The following is a 15,923-nucleotide window of genomic DNA, read 5'->3' as shown; positions in this document are numbered from 1 at the left end:
CACGCTTCCGTGACGTGCTTCCAGCGTTCCGTGACGTGCTTCCACGCTTCCGTGTTGTGCTTCCAGCGTTCCATGACGTGTTTCCAGACTTCCGTGTCATGTTTCCGCAGTGGAAACACGTGCTTCAGCCGTTCCGTGAAACCCGAATCGCTGTAAGCCACGCCGGCCGAGGCTTGCAGCGCTTTGCCCCCTGCGTTGGAAACGCGCGCCGGAAAGGTTCGGGGGAGCTACCCCATTGCTAGGGGACTTTACCGCGCGATTTCGGTAGCCGCATCGCGGATTTTGGACGTTGGGGCTTTCAGAGCCTGGCTAGCATTAGGACATGTTGAATAACGATCAACCGTTTCGGTCGGTGTTGGCCTGGGAGTTTGAAATCGCCCCGATTAATTCGGTTGACCCAAACCTTAGTCGGGAGCTTACTCGGTGCTGGCGGGGTTTTAGCCGCCGGCTTTCCGGCGCTGATTGCGCCAGTTAAGCCGGCCGCGCGCGAAAGGCCATCGATGCCGATAAATAGGCATCGCGGGATGGCTGATTGCAGCTTATTGCGGTCTGCCGGCTAAACTGATTCAATGGCCGCGCTTTGATGGTAAACGGGCAAGCAAGCGGCTATAGGTGATATACGGACGAGAAAATTCATAGCGAATCAACGAGGTGGTCCGTCGAAGATCATTTTCGGTAGATATACGGAACCATCTAATTACTAGTTAGCAATCTCATGTTGTTGCGCTCAATTTTCTTATTCCTGACTACTCTATTTCTATTAGAGGGCTGTATGCCATTACCGCACATACGTCAGCTTAAACCAGAGCTAAATGGCACATTAAACTCCCGTGGATCGCCATTGAGTGGTACACGCATTCAATTTTGTGCCAAAGGGCTTGTTCCTGAAAATTGTGAGCAGTTCAAGGAAACAATCACTGACGAACAGGGCTTCTTTCACTTTAATGGGGAAAGTGAGCTAGAGTTTTTTGCGTGGCTGATAGGAGACCCGTTGTATGCCTATGGAATTAAAGTTTCGTATGACAGCAGGGAGCTGGAGTGGTCGGATGGCGGAATTGGCTATTCGCCTGATCATGTGATTCTGCACTGTGAAATTACCGAGCAACTCTTATGTACCAGCGAACTGTAAAAATTGCTAACCCGGCGCTCAAGGTGACGCTCCGCTTCGCTACGCGCCCCTTAGCTGGGCGTTAGGCGTCGCTAGCTGGCGGTTCATCCAGCATTTAACAAAGAAACACAAAACCCATGTTCAAAGGCATCTTGATTGAAAAAGACGAAGCAGGCTACCGCGCCTCTCTGACCGACCTCGACGAAGCAGGATTGCCCGAGGGCGATGTGACGGTGCGGGTGAGCCATTCGACACTCAACTACAAGGATGCGCTGGCCATCACGGGCAAGGGGCCGGTGGTACGCAAGTTTCCGATGGTGCCCGGCATTGATCTGGCCGGGACGGTGGAGCACTCGACTCATCCCGATTACAAAACCGGCGAGGCGGTGATTCTGAATGGCTGGGGAGTAGGCGAAACGCACTGGGGCGGCCTCGCGCAGAAGGCGCGCATGAACGGCAACTGGCTCGTGCCGCTGCCGGAACAGTTCACGCCGCAACAGGCGATGGCAATCGGCACCGCAGGTTACACCGCGATGCTTTGCGTGCTGACGCTGGAGCGGCACGGCGTCACCCCCGCGCACGGAGAGATTCTCGTGACCGGTGCGGCCGGCGGCGTGGGGAGCATAGCCATGGCGATTCTGAGTCGGCTTGGCTTCAATGTCGTCGCCGAGAGTGGCAGACCATCGGAAGCGGATTACCTCAAGAGCTTGGGCGCGGTGGAGGTGCTGGACCGGGCGATGTTCGCGGCACCCGGCAAACCCCTGGGCAAGGAGCGATGGGCCGGTGCGGTGGATGTTGTGGGTAGCCACACGCTCGCGAATGTCTGCGCGACCACCAAATACCGAGGCGTCGTCACGGCCTGTGGGCTGGCGGGCGGCATGGATTTTCCGGCCACCGTCGCGCCATTCATCCTGCGTGGCGTGACGCTGGCAGGCATTGACAGCGTGATGTGTCCCCGGCGTGAGCGACTGGAAGCATGGCGACGCTTAGGGAGCGATCTCGATATCTCGAAGCTGACCGCGATCAGCAAAGAAGTCGGCCTGAGCGAAGTGATGCCCCTCGCTGGGCAGCTTCTCAATGGTGAGGTTCGGGGACGTGTGGTCGTGGACGTAAACGGCTAGCCACAATGCCGCTACGCCTAACGACCCGCGTAGGGCGCAATAACCAGCGGGCATTGCGCCGTATTTGATACACAGAATTGATAATAAACAAATGGATTACCGTCGAATTTGGCATCCTGGTGGAACCTATTTCTTTACTATCAACTTATTGCAAAGGAAAGGCAACGATTTGTCGGTTCGCCATGTTCAAACGCTACGAGAATCGGTCAAGATCGTGAAAGCAAACCATCCGTTTGAAATTCACGGTTGGGTCGTTTTACCCGAACATATGCACTGCGTTATAGAATTACCGGCAAACGATTCGGATTATGCTACACGGCTAAGTTTAACAAAAATTGGATTTTCAAAAGCCTTGCCGAAAATCGAGCGAAGATCGGCGGTGAGAATAAAGAGAGCGAACGCGGGATATGGCTGCGGTGCTATTGGGAACACCTGATACGGGATGAAGCCGATTTTCAGGCTCATCTAATTATATTCACTTCAATCCGGTGAAACATGGCTGGGTAAAACAAGTTAAAGATTGGCCCTATTCAACCTTTCACCGCTGGGTGAAACGGGGCGTTTATCCATTAAATTGGGCAGGTACCGACTGCGATTTATATGAGTTCGAACAATAAAAGTAATATGGATCAATGCCCGTTGGTTATTGCGGCTTACGGTCTTTGGGGCCAAGAGATAGATGGCTGAATTTTTGTACAGAGGCGTAAGCATCGAGTTTTATGAAAAGCTCAATGGTGAGCTTCGTCCTAAAGAGCTCGCACCCTTTGCAAGAAAGCCTAAGTGGGGGCGGGCTGCCTGGGGCAATTCCAGATGGGGAGAGTCAGATGTTAATGGTGTAATTGAGCATCAGCTTCATCAGGCCGGTTACCCAACCTCTGGGGTTTCAACAACTCCGCACATTGAAAGGGCAATGTTCTATGCCACTCATGCTGGTAGCCTGCAAGGCGGTTATATCTATGTCATAGATCGCTCTCGGCTAGCTGAGCACGGCGTAGCTTCGCATGTAGTTGCTGAGCTGGTTAATATACCCAGCGTTCCAGAAGATGATGAAGTTATTCTTGTGGCTAGTAACTACAGCATCATCCCCAAGGCAGTCATTGTTGAGGTGTGTAAAATTGGCACCTAACATGGCGCTCAACCGGAGCACGGTTATAATGAGGTTTTATTTTTAAGCTTTCCGTGCCGCGCCCGGTTAGCTCTACGTTAGGCAGTCAGTGGCAACTAAATGAATGCGCTAGAACAAATTCAGATGTTACAATGGTTATTGGTAGATATTAACTCCATACTAGAAAAACATTCGATAAGCCCAATATTACTTGAAGATATAACCGTCACAGATAGCACTGTTTCAGATAATGTAAAGCAAGGCGAACGCTTGTCTTCGTCAATCATTAATAAAATATGGCCCAGCGTTGAGAACGCAACGGTATTTCACTACACATCCAAGGACAAAGCTGAATCAATTCTTAATTCAGGAAAGATAAGGCTATATACAATTCTAAAAAGATATACCGATAACGAAATTTCTGCTTTTTGTGAAGCGCACTCGCTCAATGGATATTTAGAAAAGGATGAACATGGACAGGAGAAATATAAAACCTTGATAATGCCCAATACTTTTTATTCGTCATTTACCACTACCACAGGAACAACTGAACAGGAAGAATACTTCTGGAGAAACTTTGCGGCTATTGATGGTGTTCGCTTAAAAATTGAAGTTAGCGCATCAAATCCAGATTTTCGTAGGATCGTCTATCCCAGAAAAGACGGGGAGCCTCTAGCACTTCTATCTGAACTGACCACAATAATACGAGAAAAATATAAAAGGGAGTTTATCCTCACAGGAATCTCTCCTTTGTGTGCATTCTTTTTATTAAAAAATACAAAATTGAGTCTGAGTTTAGAATGTTACATAGATACTGGGGTTATGGACCAGAGCCAAAAAGCGATGGAAACTTCGACTTTATCGAAGTTCCTTTGGGTGAAATGAGCGAAATCGGCTACCAGTTGAACATCATTGAAGTTCAAACCAATGAAATACTACAAATTCCATCAAACTACCGTGTTGTATCAAGGAATGCCTAACATGGCGCTGCACCGAACTCCGCTACGCTTCGTCGGTGAGCTTTATCGTTAGGTATCATCAACCAATACTGTCCCCGCTCTTTCCAATCCTAGAGAAGTCAGTGGCAGACGCTTGGATTCGCCTAGATTGCGAGCAGATCACGCCCTGGATGTTTATGACGGCAGGACCTCCTTTCAAGGTTCAGGACTTCTACGGCAAGGTCATCTCGTACCAGGGCCTAGAGTTCGATGGCTCACCAAGACAAGTCTTCTGGGGACGCTACATTGAACCCTTCCTGGAGGACATCACCGACCGGACTATCAAGGAGGCGCTACAGCTCTGTGCCGACAAGTCTCAGGATGCCCGGCAAGTTCTGCCGGAATTGGAGGGCTTACTCAAGTCCCTCGCGCGGAAAGCGTATGACCGAATGGAACTGATAGATCGAAGGCTCAGAGCAAAAAGCGTTTCAAAGGAAGTCGAGCCACGAAACTCAACTCCCGAGCGCGCTGCAACGGAGGACTTCATATCGCGGCGTGTAGCAGCGGAACTGAGCATGTACAAACCAAGACCGAGGCTGAACGCCCTTTTCAACAATCAGCCGTTCTGGTTCTGGCTGATTGCGCTTCTAGTTGGCGTAGTGGCGACGCTTCTCGCCGGCTAGCGAGTAGCCTGGATGAAGCGTAGCGGAATCCAGGACAATTGAAGCCATCAATACCTCGACTTCGTTTCACTGCATCAAGGTTACGCAAGATCGTATGCAAGACTCGCTGTTGGCGCGCAACCTTAAATACATCCGGCGCTTATCCATCCAGCCGCAGCCACTAAAGCCCGAGCGCGGCGCCGGCCTGGGCCTATCCGATCGGCGTTAACCCGCACTCACAAACCCGGCCAGCCGAAATCCGCTTTGGGTGCTTGCCGGTTCGCCGCTGCTTGCCTGGGCCCGGCAAAGTCTAAATCCAAGCAAACCGGCATCGGATTTGGCGGATTCCGTCGCGGCGGCGTAACATGGGCCGTTGTTTCCGTTACAAAATTGCCGATGACCGAGATTCCACCGCTTACGACGCCGGACCTTGAAGAACTGGAGGTGCTGCGCGCCATTGTCGAAGGGACCGCCCATCAGGCTGGCGGCGAGTTTTTCCGGTCTTTGGTGCGCAATTTGAGCCGGGCCACCGGCGTGGCCGGGGCGTTTGTCGCGGAATTTTTACCGGACCGGCGGCGGGTGCGGGCTTTGGCGTTCTGGCAAGACGCCGCTTGGTTGGAGGACGTTGAGTGGGACTTGCCCGGCACGCCGTGCGAGGACGTGTTGAGCGGCCGCTTGTGCCATTATCCGTCCGGCGTGTCGCAGCGCTTTCCGGCAGAGCCGGACGTGGAAAGTTATCTGGGCGTGCCGTTGCGCGACCAGGCCTCCAGCGAAATTCTCGGCCATCTGGCGGTATTCGATGGTCGGGCCATGCCCGAGCAACCCAGGCTGTTGTACACCTTTCAAATTTTCGCGGCCCGCGCCGCCGCCGAATTGAGTAGGTTGCGCGCGGCCGAACAGCTAATGCAAAGCGAACAGCGCTTTCGCGATTTGTTCGACGAGGCGCCGATCGCCTACGTGCACGAAGACCTGCAATCGCGTTTTTTGCGCGCCAACCGCACCGCGCTGCGGATACTCGGCGTGCCGGCGGCGTTGGTGCCGGGTTTCGTCGGCCGTTCCCTGGTACCGGCCTTGCCCGAGGCTCAGCGCCGAGTTGAAGAAGCATTCGCCGGGATAGGTCGGGGCGGCGATAGCGCTGGTGTGGTGTTGGAACTGCGCCGCTACGACGACGGCCGGCCGATCTGGATTCAATGGTGGTCGCGGCCGGACGCCGGCGGCTTGTTTACTCGAACTATGTTCGTCGATATTACCGAGCAAGTGCTGATGGAACGGCGCCAGGCCAAATTGCAGGCGCAAAACCGTTATTTGCAGGACGAGATCAAGGCCGACCACGATTTCGATTTGATCGTCGGCGACAGCCCGCCGCTGCGGGCCTTGCTGCAACAAGTACGCAAGGTGGCGGCGACCGACGCGTCGGTGCTGATTCAAGGCGAATCCGGCACCGGCAAGGAATTGATCGCCCGCGCGATCCATTCGGCCAGTCCGCGCCGGGAACAGCCGTTGATTAAGGTCAATTGCGCGGCCTTGCCGGCCGGGCTGATCGAAAGCGAATTGTTCGGCCACGAAAAGGGCGCCTTTACCGGCGCCTTGCACAAGCGGGTCGGCCGCTTCGAGTTGGCCGACGGCGGCAGCTTGTTTCTCGACGAAATCGGCGAAATCTCGGCCGAAACGCAGGTCAAGCTGCTGCGGGTACTTCAGGAACGCGAGTTCGAGCGGGTCGGCGGCCAGAAGCCGATCAAGGTCGACGTGCGGATTATCGCGGCGACCAACCGCGATTTGCGCCGGGAAGTTACCGAAAAGCGGTTTCGGGAAGATTTGTTTTATCGGCTGAACGTGTTTCCGCTGCAAACTCCGCCGTTGCGCGAGCGCGCTAGCGACATTCCGGCCCTGGCGACCTTCATGGCCGGCAAGTTCGCCGCCAAGTTGGGCAGGCGCATAGACGGCATCCAACCGCCCGCGTTGCAGCGCTTGCTGGCCTACCCGTGGCCCGGCAATATCCGCGAGTTGGAGAACGTCATCGAGCGGGCAACGATTCTAGCCGACGGGCCTTGGTTGGACATCGCGCCGGAGTTGCTGCCGCAAGTGTCGAGCGAACCGCTCGGCGCGCCGGCGACCTTGAGCGAAGTGACCCGCGAACACATCGTCGCCACGTTGGAGCAAACCGGCTGGGTGGTCGAAGGCCCCAACGGCGCCGCCGCCAAGTTGGACATGAAGCCCAGCACTTTGCGCTACCGGATGAAGAAACTGGGGATTACCCAATGAACTTTCGCCGGTCTGGCGGGTTGAAATAGGGTTCGGCGCCGACGCGCGCCGCTTTTGCACAGTACGACAGGAATCATGAAACCAGCCAAATTAACGTTTTTCGCCATCGCCGCTTCGGCCGTCGCTCCGTTAGCGGGACCGGCCCGAGCCGAATTGACTACCCACCCGTTCGATCAAGCGCCGATCACTCAAGTGCAGCCGACTGATGCGTCGGAACCGGCCGAGACGCCCGCCACCACCGATGCCGCACCGGAACCGGCACCGGTAGCGCCGACCGAGCCGACGCCGAGCCAAACGCCGCCGGCTTTCAGCTTTACCGATCAGTTCGGCAAGCAGAAATACAGCACCTGCAGCATGACCTACCATTTATCCGGCTTCTCGCTGGGCTACAAGCAGTACGACGGCCTGGGCGAAGTCACCTGCCGCAACGGCCAGAAGGCGCAAGTGGCGCTGTCCTCGAAAAGCATCGGCTTTACGATCGGCAAGTCCGATATCGAAGGCGAAGGCCATTTCACCGACGTCAAGGACATCAAGGAAATCTACGGTAACTACATTTCGTTGGGCAACCATTTCGGTTTTATCAATTCGATAGACCGGCAAATTCTGACTCGCGGCGAAATTTCGTTGGCACTGATCGGCAAGGGGCGCGGCTTCGACATCGGTGTTACGATCGGCGATTTGACGATTCGCCGGCGTTGATTGTCGGCCGTCAAGGCTTGCGGCTCGGCGACGGCCCCAGTGCTGGCGGTTGTTTCAGTCCGCCCCGGCGCATTTCCGGTCGGCGACGTTTACATTCCGGCAAGTTGTACCAAACTAACGGTCATGAAAAGATTTTCGTCGCGGAAAATGGATAGCTGGGCGTAGGAACGGCTTCAGCCGCGATCGAAAGCGCTCGGACATGAAAAAAGCGTGCTGGAGGCTTAAGCCAGCGTGTTCTGATCGTGAGCCGGCTCCGCCGTAGGTCCACGTCATCAGCCGGGCGGATGCCGAGCGTCCGCGCCGGGTGAACAAGCTAGACTAACCGCCGCGGCTCGCCATCGTCGATTTCGGGCCATTGGCCCGGCGTCGCGGGGCGGCGCTCGAACCAAGACCTTCGTATCCGCATTAGACTCAGGGGAGCGTCACCGTGGATAAGCGCAGTCAGCCATGGGGGGGAAACGGCGCGGACTTGCCAATGGCTAGTCTGTCGGCGTCGACCGGTGTATCGCGTTCCGCCGTTGCCGCCGAACGACGCGAACGGGTGAGACTGTTGTTCGAGAATCTGCCGTTCTCGCTGACCATCAGCGGTTTGCTGGCCTGTATATTGGCGGCGGTATTGGCGACGGAAATCCGCAATGCCCGGTTGTTCGACTGGTTTGCGGTGTTGGCCGCCGTGTTGCTGGCCAGAACCTTACTGCTGTTGGTGTGGCGGCGCCGGCCCGATGCCGGTATCGACCCGGCCGGCGTCGAAGCTTGGTTGTTCTGGTTTCGGTTCGGTACGATCGCCGCCGGTATGGTCTGGGGCGTCGGCGGTTTGCTGCTGGCGCCGGTTGGCGACATCAGCCATGAAATTTACGTGTCCTTCGCGTTGGGCGGCTTATGCGCCGGTGCCGCCGCCACGTTGGCGGTCGATAGCTTTTCGGTGGTCGGATTTTTATTGACGGTGTTGGTGCCGCAAATCGTGTTTCTGGCAATGCAGCGCGATGCCATTTCGCAGGGCATGAGTGCGATGGAAACCTTGTTCCTGTTTTTCCTGTTAGCCAGTTCTCGGCAATCGAGTCGGCAGCTGGCGGAAAACTTTCGCTTGCGGATGCAGGCGACCGACAACGAGCAGCGCTTTCGGCAGATGCTGGAGAGCAGTCCGGTCGCGACTTGCATCGAGGACACCGCCAACGGTCGGGTGATGTTTGCCAATAATAGTTATGCCTTATTGATCGATACCACCCCGGAGCGGGCTATCGGCGCGTTTACCGCCAGTTATTACGCTAGTCCAGATGCGTACGCGGCGGTGTTGGAGCGCCTGGGCAATGGCGAACAGGTCACCAATCAACTGGTGGAGTTGCATGCCCCGCGCGGCAGCGCTTGGGTTAAATGGACGCTGGCGTCGTATTTTCCGGTGGAATATCAGGGCAAGCCGGCGTTATTGATCTGGTTTTACGATATTACCGACCGCAAGATCGCCGAGGACAGAAACCAGCATTTGGCCTACCACGATGCGCTGACCGGCTTGCCCAACCGTTCGCTATTCCGCGATCGAGTGCAACACGCCATCGCTAGCGCCGAACGGGAGCGGAGCCGGCTGGCCCTGATGTTTGTCGATCTGGATCGCTTCAAACCGGTCAACGACACCTACGGCCACGGCGTTGGCGATAAGTTGCTGAAACTCGTCGCCGAACGGCTCTACCGGTGTTTGCGCAAGTCGGACTCGCCGGCCCGGCTCGGCGGCGACGAGTTCGTCGTGCTGCTGCCGGCGATCAAGACCGAGCGGAACGCGTTGGAGATCGCCGAAAAAATCCGCCATGAAATGAGTGTGCCGTTCGAAATCGACGGTTTGACGCTGGAAATTTCCGCCAGCATCGGCGTGGCGATCTACCCTGACCATGCCGACAACGCGCAGCGTTTGGTGGATTGCGCGGATTTGGCGATGTATTACGCCAAAGCCGAAGGCCGCAACCGGGTGCGCACCTATCAAGCGAATCTGCGCGACGTCAATGTCTGACGCGGGATCCGAGGCAGCCACGCGTGAGCAGTAAGCGTTCGCTCGCGCGGTCGGCGGTTGGCGATCGGGACTGAGCGATTCTTGCCGCGCCGGGTTGGAGGCTTCGGTGCGGCAAAACGCGCGAACGGTCGACCGGGTTTGAACTGCTTTATAATGCGGCTCTTCACGTACTGGCCATTGACGGCGCCGCCATGAAAAAAATTATCCAGAAAATTTCCGCCGCGATTGCCGAGTCGACCCTGTCGGAAAAAGCCAGGGCGCACTATGCCGAGGGACGCTACAAGGAAGCCGGCGATCTGTTCAAGGAGTTGTTGAAACAGTCGGGCGATGCCGAGACCAAACGCTATTTGGCCGATTGCTATTTGCAACGGGCTTGGGGGATGGCGGCCAAGGCCATGTTCAAGGAAGCTTGCGTACTTTGGGAAAATTATGCCGCTCATGCTGACGCGCCGCCGCAAGCGCAAGACGTTTATGTATTGTGGCTGTTGGCCGGCAAAAACCAGCGCAAGGCCTACGCCCTATTGGATGGGTTGAATGCTCGGCAGTTGGACGAAGAGTTTCCGGTGCTTTCGGCATATCTGGGGATGCTACTGGTCTCCGGGGATACGGAGTTGGTGCCGCATTTGCCCCACGATTGCGCATTGCTCAAGCATTGGCAATGGGTCAGCGAAGCGCTGGCGGCGTATCGCAACGGCGAGCGAGAGGGCTGCGAGCAGGCCTTGAAACCATTGCCGTTTCGTTCGGCGTTTCGCGATTTGCGCAGCTTGCTGAAAGCGCAACTGCTGGAGGGCGCGGATTTCGAACCAGCTTCGGCCCTGTTAGCCAAAATTCCCGACGAATCGCCTTATCAACCGCTGGTTAAGGCTTGTGTGGCGTATCGGCATTCTGGCGCGGATTTCGTCGCCAGCGTGTCGGCGCTGGAGCACAATCAACGCCGCATCGTTGCTCAGGCCAAAGGTCTTAATGCCCGCCAGAGCCAATTATTGGAAGCGCTGGTCAAACTCAACGGCCAGCCCGACGCCAAGGCGCGCTTCAATCTGGTCCTGCAATATCGCGACGTATTCGGCGACGATGCCGCGCAAGCCTATTGCCTGGGAGCGCTGGCGGAGTATCCGGGCGGCGAGAAGGACTACTTCAAACACTTTGCCGGCAAGGATTCGTTCGAGGAAAACCGTTTGCAGGCCTTGTTGCACGAACAAGCCGGAAACGACTACGACGCCGGCTTTTTCTGGGACCGCTGCATCGATATTCTAAAAAAAGACCGGCCGGCCAATGACCGCAAAATCGCGTTGATCCTCAGGCACATGGCCGACAAGGCCTATCCCGACGAAGCGGCGGCCATGTTGGCCGACAGCTTGGTATACGATCCCGACGACCGACAAAGCTACCTGAACCTTCTGACGATTTACCAGGAACACCGGCCGGACCCGGCTCAGTACGCGCACTGGCTGGAACGCGGTCTGCAACGTTTTCCCGCCGATACCGATTTACTGGTGCGGGCGGCCAAATCCGCCGCCGCCAGAAAAGCCTTCAAAAAGGCGGCGGCTTACGCCAAGGCCTTGTTGAAGATCGATCCGGTCAATACCTTGGCCAAACACTTGTTGTTCGCCAATCACATGGCTCATGCCCGGCGCTTGCTGAAAACCGAGAAGTTTCATTTGGTGGAGAAGGAAATTCAAGCGGCCGAACAATTGACCATCGATAAAAGCCTGCGCCGCCAGGCCGAGTTGTTGCGCGGTTTTTATTTGTGGGTTGCCGAAGACAAAACCCAGGGCTTGCAACGCATCGTCGATACCTTGGCAAGTCTGCATGACGATCCGATCAACATGCATTTTCAAGCGCAAATCGAAGCCGGTTTGTTGGAACTGCCGACGCAGGCGCTTAGCCGCGCGCTGCCCCCTCTAAAGGACTATCTGCTGTCCGCCCCGCAATTGCAGCGCTTGATCGCGTCGATAGGCTATTACGACGAGCAATTGGACGACAACACCTTGTTGTTCAAGGTTCTGGATAAAATCAAGGCGCCGCTGAAAAAGTCGCTGGAATGGTTGTTGGAACATGAAGCGGAATTATTGGCTTGGTGCCAGTCTTTGGAGACGATCGGCCATTACGAACTATTGAAGCACGCTGCCAAGGCGGGCCATGCCCGTTGGCCTAAGCCGGCCTGGCTATATTACCGGACGCTGGCCGAATGCCAAGGCGATGCCAGCCACTTGGATTTCATGAGCTTATACCGTTTGAAAGTCGCGTTGGAAGACGCGCGGGCGGAAAATGATCTTAAGACCGGCGGGTTGATCGAGCGCCTGCTTGATCGGGCTAGCGGGGGCGTCGAGCTTTTGCCGTCGGCGGGTGACATCGAAGATTTTGATCAGCCGCCGCTTAGTGACGATCCGATTGAAGAATTGTTCCACCACATTCCGGATGCCGTGTTCAAGCGTATCGAAAAGAAAATTGAGGAGTTGGTGCGCAAGCGCGGTCCCGATCAGTTCGTCGCCCAAATCGTGCGTCAATACGGCAACGGCCGCGATGAGCAAAACCTGGCGATCTTGTTCATGAATCAAGACTTCCTATGGTGTGTGACGGTATTCGCCGTCGCCCAGGAACTGAAGATTGAGATCGGCGTCGGTTTCGACGACATCGTGAATCGCTTCGACCAGAACTCCCCGCAATATTCGCTACCTTTCAATTGAGTACCGATGATTTCACCGTATAGCATTCTGGGTGTGCCCGAACAGGCCACCGACGCCGACATCAAACAAGCCTATTTGCAGCGGGTCAAGGACAATCCGCCCGACCGCGATCCCGCACGCTTTCGGCAGATTCAAGATGCCTACGATGCGATTAAGGACGAAGACTGCCGCCTGCGCCATGCTTTGTTTGCGATGCCCAGTATCGAATTCGACGCATTGCTGGCGCAAGCTTTCGGCCAGCAGGATGCAGGCGGGCCGATGGCCGCGGACCACTTCTTAAAACTGTTGAGCACACTGTCCATCGAGAAGTCGCTCGGCCACTTCCCTAAAACGCCGTCATGACGACAGAGACTAAGCAAGACGAATTGCTGGCAGCGTTACAGCACTATCTTGAGGAAACCGACTTCGCCCATCTGACCTCGGTCGAGCAACCGGATTTGACCGCGCTGTTCAGCGATCTGGCCGGCTTGAAAACCGAAGTCAAGGCCGAGTCGCGGCAATTCAAGGCCACGCTGGACAGCTTGAGCGATGCGGTCGAAATCCTGAAAACCGACAACCAAGTATTGGCCGACGAACTGGCGAAGGCCAACGAACGCCTGCAACAACAACGCCGTGAGGTTGAGCGAGCGATGTTGGTGGAATGGCTGGATATTTACGACCGGCTCGATGCCGGCTATCGGGCCGTGCGGCAGTATCGGCCGGTCGATGGCTTGTTCAGGCATTCCAAAAAACAGGACGTGCGCTTCATCGCCAGCGTTGGCGAAGGCCAGGAAATCACCTTGAAGCGCCTGGAACAAATGCTGCAACGCCGCCGGGTATATTCGATCGATTGCGTCGGCCAGCCCTTCGATGCGCGGACGATGACGACCATCGCCATCGGCAACGATCCTTCGCAGGCAAACGCCGTTGTGCTCGAAGAACTGCGCAAGGGATTTTTACTCGAAGATCAAGTGTTGCGATTGGCGGAAGTCAAAGTCAATAAACTTTAAGCATTCAGGGAACACATATGAACGACATCATCATCGGCATCGATCTAGGGACCACGAACTCGGAAGTGGCGATTGTCGAAAACGGCGAGGTCACGGTGATCGCCGACAACGGCAGCAAGATTTTGCCGTCTTTCGTCGGGCTAGACGATAACGGCGAGATATTGGTCGGCGCCAGCGCCCGCAATCAATACCTGATATATCCGGAGCGCACCGTCAAGTCGATCAAGCGTTTGATGGGTCAGGATACGCGAGTCACGATGGCCGGTCAGGCGTACACCCCGCAGGAAGTCTCCGCGATCATCCTGAAGCGTTTGAAGGCGATTGCCGAAGCCTATGTCGGCCGGCCTATCGTCAAGGCGGTGATTACCGTACCGGCCTATTTTTCCGACGCCCAGCGCCAGGCCACCCGCGAAGCCGGGGAAATCGCAGGGCTGGAGGTGGTGCGGATGATCAACGAGCCGACCGCCGCCGCGCTGGTTTACGGCGCCGGCCAGCTCGACGCCAAACGCATGCTGGTGTACGACCTGGGTGGCGGCACCTTCGACGTGTCGGTGGTCAACGTGCAGAGCGGCGTGGTCGAGGTGCTGGCCAGCCATGGCGACAATCACCTAGGCGGCGACGATTTCGACCAACTGATCGTCGATCGCGTTTTGGCGCATATCCGCGAGCAGTACGGGATCGAAGTCGAGCCGCACGGCAAGGCGATGGCGCGTATCGTGCGGGCGGCGGAACAGGCGAAACTGGTCTTGTCCGACGAGCCGTTTGCGACGATAGAGGAAGAATATTTGCTGGAACGCCAAGGCACGCCGCTGCATTTGACGATGGAGTTGGCGCGTTCGGACTACGAAGACTTGATCGCCGACCACATCAACGCCACGCTGGACGCCACCCATATCGCGCTGAAGGGCGCCAAATTGACCGCCTCCGACATCGACGAAATCATCCTGGTCGGCGGCTCGACCCGCACACCGTGCATCCGCGAGCGCCTGTTCGACGAATTCGGTTTCGAGCCGCACGGCGAAGTCGATCCCGATCTGTGCGTGGCGATGGGCGCGGCAATGCAGGCGGCGATGATCAACGGCGAGGACATCGGCACTGTCTTGGTCGATGTGACGCCGTATACCTTCGGCACCTGCGCGGTTGGGTATCTGGACGGCATGCCCTATCCGTATCAGTACGTACCCATCGTGCATAAAAATAGCGTGTTGCCGGTGCGCAAGTCCGAGGCTTTCGAGACCTATCACGACAATCAGCGCGAAGTGAACGTGCGGATTTTTCAAGGCGAGGACCCGGATGCGCTGAACAACGTCGAAATCGGTGAGTTTTTGGTCGAAGGTTTGTTGGACGTGCCGGCCGGCAACGTCATCACCTTGACGCTGGACCTGGATTTGAACGGCATCTTGCATGTTTCGGCGCGGGAGAAAGCCTCCGGCAAGGAAAAGACCATCACGATCAACAACGCGATTTCCCGCTTCGATAGCGGCGAACTGGGCAGCGCCAAACAGCGTATTGACGGTTTGTTCGGCAATACGGCCGGCGGCGAGGCGGGTTCGGTATCGGAAAGTCCGGCCGTTTCCGCCGCGCGTAACGCGATCAAGAAGGCCGAAGCCTTGTTCGAAACCGTTTCCGCCGAAGACAAGGAAGACATGGTCGATCTGATCGAAACCATTTCGACTTTTCTGGAAAACGGCGACGAGGCCGGGTTGAAGCAGCCGGTCGAGCGCTTGAACGACATCCTCTATTACTTGGAATCGTGATACAGCGTTGCCCGGCGTGCAATGCCCGGCTCGGAACGGCCACGGCGTGCCCGCGTTGCGGCGTCGAATTGCGGCAAGTCCTGGGTTGCGAAAGCTTGGCCGAGCAATGGCTTAGCGTCGCGATGCAAAGTCTCGCGGCCGGCCGGCCGGCCATCGCGGTGCCGGCGCTGTTACGTTCCTTGAGTTTTAAGCAAACGCCGCCGGCCAAACTGTTGCACGGTTTTTTGATCCGGCAGTTGTATCGGGCGCTTTATGATCAATTGGGCCAGCAGCGTTGGCCGGCGGCACGCGAAACCCTGAGTCAATTGCGGACCCTGCAAGGCGGCAACGACGCACTGGACCGGTTTGCCGAAATGATCGACCAGTTGGTGGGCGCGGTGGATACGCCGCCGCCTCCGTCGTTCAAATCGGAAAACCCAAGTACCAATCGATCAGAAATAAGCTAAAGAACGCGATTTCCGGAATCCAAGTGCCGTCAATGCTTGTAAGTCTCGGTTGTGAGTCGATGGGCTTGGCTGGCTTTAGAATTTTCATGACGATCTCCTCTGCATGTTGGGTGTTGCTTGCGCGTTGGGCTAGCCTAAGGCCGGTTTCAC

The 15,923-nt window shown here is 56.4% G+C and carries 13 protein-coding genes and 1 pseudogene; all 14 read left to right on the top strand.

Annotation, left to right across the window (positions count from 1 at the left end):
• Positions 1 to 772: 772 nt before the first annotated feature.
• The 14 genes and pseudogenes from ACQE3E_RS13130 to ACQE3E_RS13065 all read left to right on the top strand — a co-directional run bounded on the left by ACQE3E_RS13130 (position 773) and on the right by ACQE3E_RS13065 (position 15,773).
• Positions 773 to 1,129, top strand: coding sequence for a hypothetical protein (locus ACQE3E_RS13130; RefSeq protein WP_139306238.1), 357 nt, complete (start codon positions 773 to 775; stop codon positions 1,127 to 1,129).
• A 116-nt stretch (positions 1,130 to 1,245) separates the two neighbouring features.
• The gene (locus tag ACQE3E_RS13125) at positions 1,246 to 2,229 is read left to right on the top strand and encodes an MDR family oxidoreductase (protein ID WP_427500629.1); all 984 of its coding nucleotides are present in this window, start codon (positions 1,246 to 1,248) and stop codon (positions 2,227 to 2,229) included.
• A gap of 91 nt (positions 2,230 to 2,320) precedes the next feature.
• Positions 2,321 to 2,846 (top strand): annotated as a pseudogene (locus ACQE3E_RS13120) (REP-associated tyrosine transposase).
• A 62-nt stretch (positions 2,847 to 2,908) separates the two neighbouring features.
• Positions 2,909 to 3,355, top strand: a complete 447-nt coding sequence (locus ACQE3E_RS13115; RefSeq protein ID WP_427500628.1) for a hypothetical protein — start codon at positions 2,909 to 2,911, stop codon at positions 3,353 to 3,355.
• A gap of 99 nt (positions 3,356 to 3,454) precedes the next feature.
• Positions 3,455 to 4,219 carry a hypothetical protein gene (locus ACQE3E_RS13110; protein ID WP_427500627.1) on the top strand — a complete coding sequence of 255 codons (765 nt, stop codon included), beginning with the start codon at positions 3,455 to 3,457 and terminating at the stop codon, positions 4,217 to 4,219.
• 196 nt (positions 4,220 to 4,415) lie between these two features.
• On the top strand, positions 4,416 to 4,955 hold the full coding sequence (locus ACQE3E_RS13105; protein WP_427500626.1) for a hypothetical protein: 540 nt from the start codon (positions 4,416 to 4,418) through the stop codon (positions 4,953 to 4,955).
• 375 nt (positions 4,956 to 5,330) lie between these two features.
• A complete protein-coding gene (locus ACQE3E_RS13100) occupies positions 5,331 to 7,196 on the top strand; it encodes a sigma-54-dependent Fis family transcriptional regulator (RefSeq protein WP_427500625.1) in 1,866 nt (621 codons plus the stop codon).
• Between the two features lie 75 nt (positions 7,197 to 7,271).
• The gene (locus ACQE3E_RS13095; protein ID WP_427500624.1) at positions 7,272 to 7,895 is read left to right on the top strand and encodes a hypothetical protein; all 624 of its coding nucleotides are present in this window, start codon (positions 7,272 to 7,274) and stop codon (positions 7,893 to 7,895) included.
• 475 nt (positions 7,896 to 8,370) lie between these two features.
• Entirely contained in the window at positions 8,371 to 9,894 is a 1,524-nt protein-coding gene (locus ACQE3E_RS13090; protein ID WP_427500623.1) for a diguanylate cyclase domain-containing protein, read from the top strand.
• Between the two features lie 191 nt (positions 9,895 to 10,085).
• Positions 10,086 to 12,581, top strand: a complete 2,496-nt coding sequence (locus tag ACQE3E_RS13085; protein ID WP_427500622.1) for a hypothetical protein — start codon at positions 10,086 to 10,088, stop codon at positions 12,579 to 12,581.
• 6 nt (positions 12,582 to 12,587) lie between these two features.
• A complete protein-coding gene (locus ACQE3E_RS13080) occupies positions 12,588 to 12,923 on the top strand; it encodes a J domain-containing protein (protein WP_168029227.1) in 336 nt (111 codons plus the stop codon).
• Positions 12,920 to 13,570, top strand: a complete 651-nt coding sequence (locus ACQE3E_RS13075) for a nucleotide exchange factor GrpE (protein WP_427500621.1) — start codon at positions 12,920 to 12,922, stop codon at positions 13,568 to 13,570. Before ACQE3E_RS13080 ends, ACQE3E_RS13075 begins: the two co-directional genes overlap by 4 nt.
• A gap of 17 nt (positions 13,571 to 13,587) precedes the next feature.
• On the top strand, positions 13,588 to 15,327 hold the full coding sequence (locus tag ACQE3E_RS13070; RefSeq protein ID WP_427500620.1) for an Hsp70 family protein: 1,740 nt from the start codon (positions 13,588 to 13,590) through the stop codon (positions 15,325 to 15,327).
• Positions 15,324 to 15,773: a hypothetical protein gene (locus tag ACQE3E_RS13065; RefSeq protein WP_313730142.1), complete on the top strand. Its 450-nt coding sequence runs from the start codon at positions 15,324 to 15,326 to the stop codon at positions 15,771 to 15,773. The genes ACQE3E_RS13070 and ACQE3E_RS13065 overlap by 4 nt, the downstream gene beginning before the upstream one ends.
• Positions 15,774 to 15,923 lie beyond the last annotated feature (150 nt).

It is taken from the genome of Methylomonas sp. MED-D, assembly GCF_050276835.1.
Taxonomy (GTDB): Bacteria; Pseudomonadota; Gammaproteobacteria; order Methylococcales; family Methylomonadaceae; genus Methylomonas; species Methylomonas koyamae_A.
Note: the sequence above shows the minus strand (reverse complement) of the source record. Positions and strands in the feature narration are given on the sequence as shown.

What these genes read in the sequence shown, in the direction of transcription:
- ACQE3E_RS13125 (WP_427500629.1), top strand. Translation starts at nt 1,246, where the DNA reads ATGTTCAAAGGCATCTTGATTGAAAAAGACGAAGCAGGCTACCGCGCC.
- ACQE3E_RS13110 (WP_427500627.1), top strand. Translation starts at nt 3,455, where the DNA reads ATGAATGCGCTAGAACAAATTCAGATGTTACAATGGTTATTGGTAGAT.
- ACQE3E_RS13115 (WP_427500628.1), top strand. Translation starts at nt 2,909, where the DNA reads ATGGCTGAATTTTTGTACAGAGGCGTAAGCATCGAGTTTTATGAAAAG.
- ACQE3E_RS13130 (WP_139306238.1), top strand. Translation starts at nt 773, where the DNA reads ATGCCATTACCGCACATACGTCAGCTTAAACCAGAGCTAAATGGCACA.
- ACQE3E_RS13085 (WP_427500622.1), top strand. Translation starts at nt 10,086, where the DNA reads ATGAAAAAAATTATCCAGAAAATTTCCGCCGCGATTGCCGAGTCGACC.
- ACQE3E_RS13080 (WP_168029227.1), top strand. Translation starts at nt 12,588, where the DNA reads ATGATTTCACCGTATAGCATTCTGGGTGTGCCCGAACAGGCCACCGAC.
- ACQE3E_RS13090 (WP_427500623.1), top strand. Translation starts at nt 8,371, where the DNA reads ATGGCTAGTCTGTCGGCGTCGACCGGTGTATCGCGTTCCGCCGTTGCC.
- ACQE3E_RS13095 (WP_427500624.1), top strand. Translation starts at nt 7,272, where the DNA reads ATGAAACCAGCCAAATTAACGTTTTTCGCCATCGCCGCTTCGGCCGTC.
- ACQE3E_RS13070 (WP_427500620.1), top strand. Translation starts at nt 13,588, where the DNA reads ATGAACGACATCATCATCGGCATCGATCTAGGGACCACGAACTCGGAA.
- ACQE3E_RS13075 (WP_427500621.1), top strand. Translation starts at nt 12,920, where the DNA reads ATGACGACAGAGACTAAGCAAGACGAATTGCTGGCAGCGTTACAGCAC.
- ACQE3E_RS13100 (WP_427500625.1), top strand. Translation starts at nt 5,331, where the DNA reads ATGACCGAGATTCCACCGCTTACGACGCCGGACCTTGAAGAACTGGAG.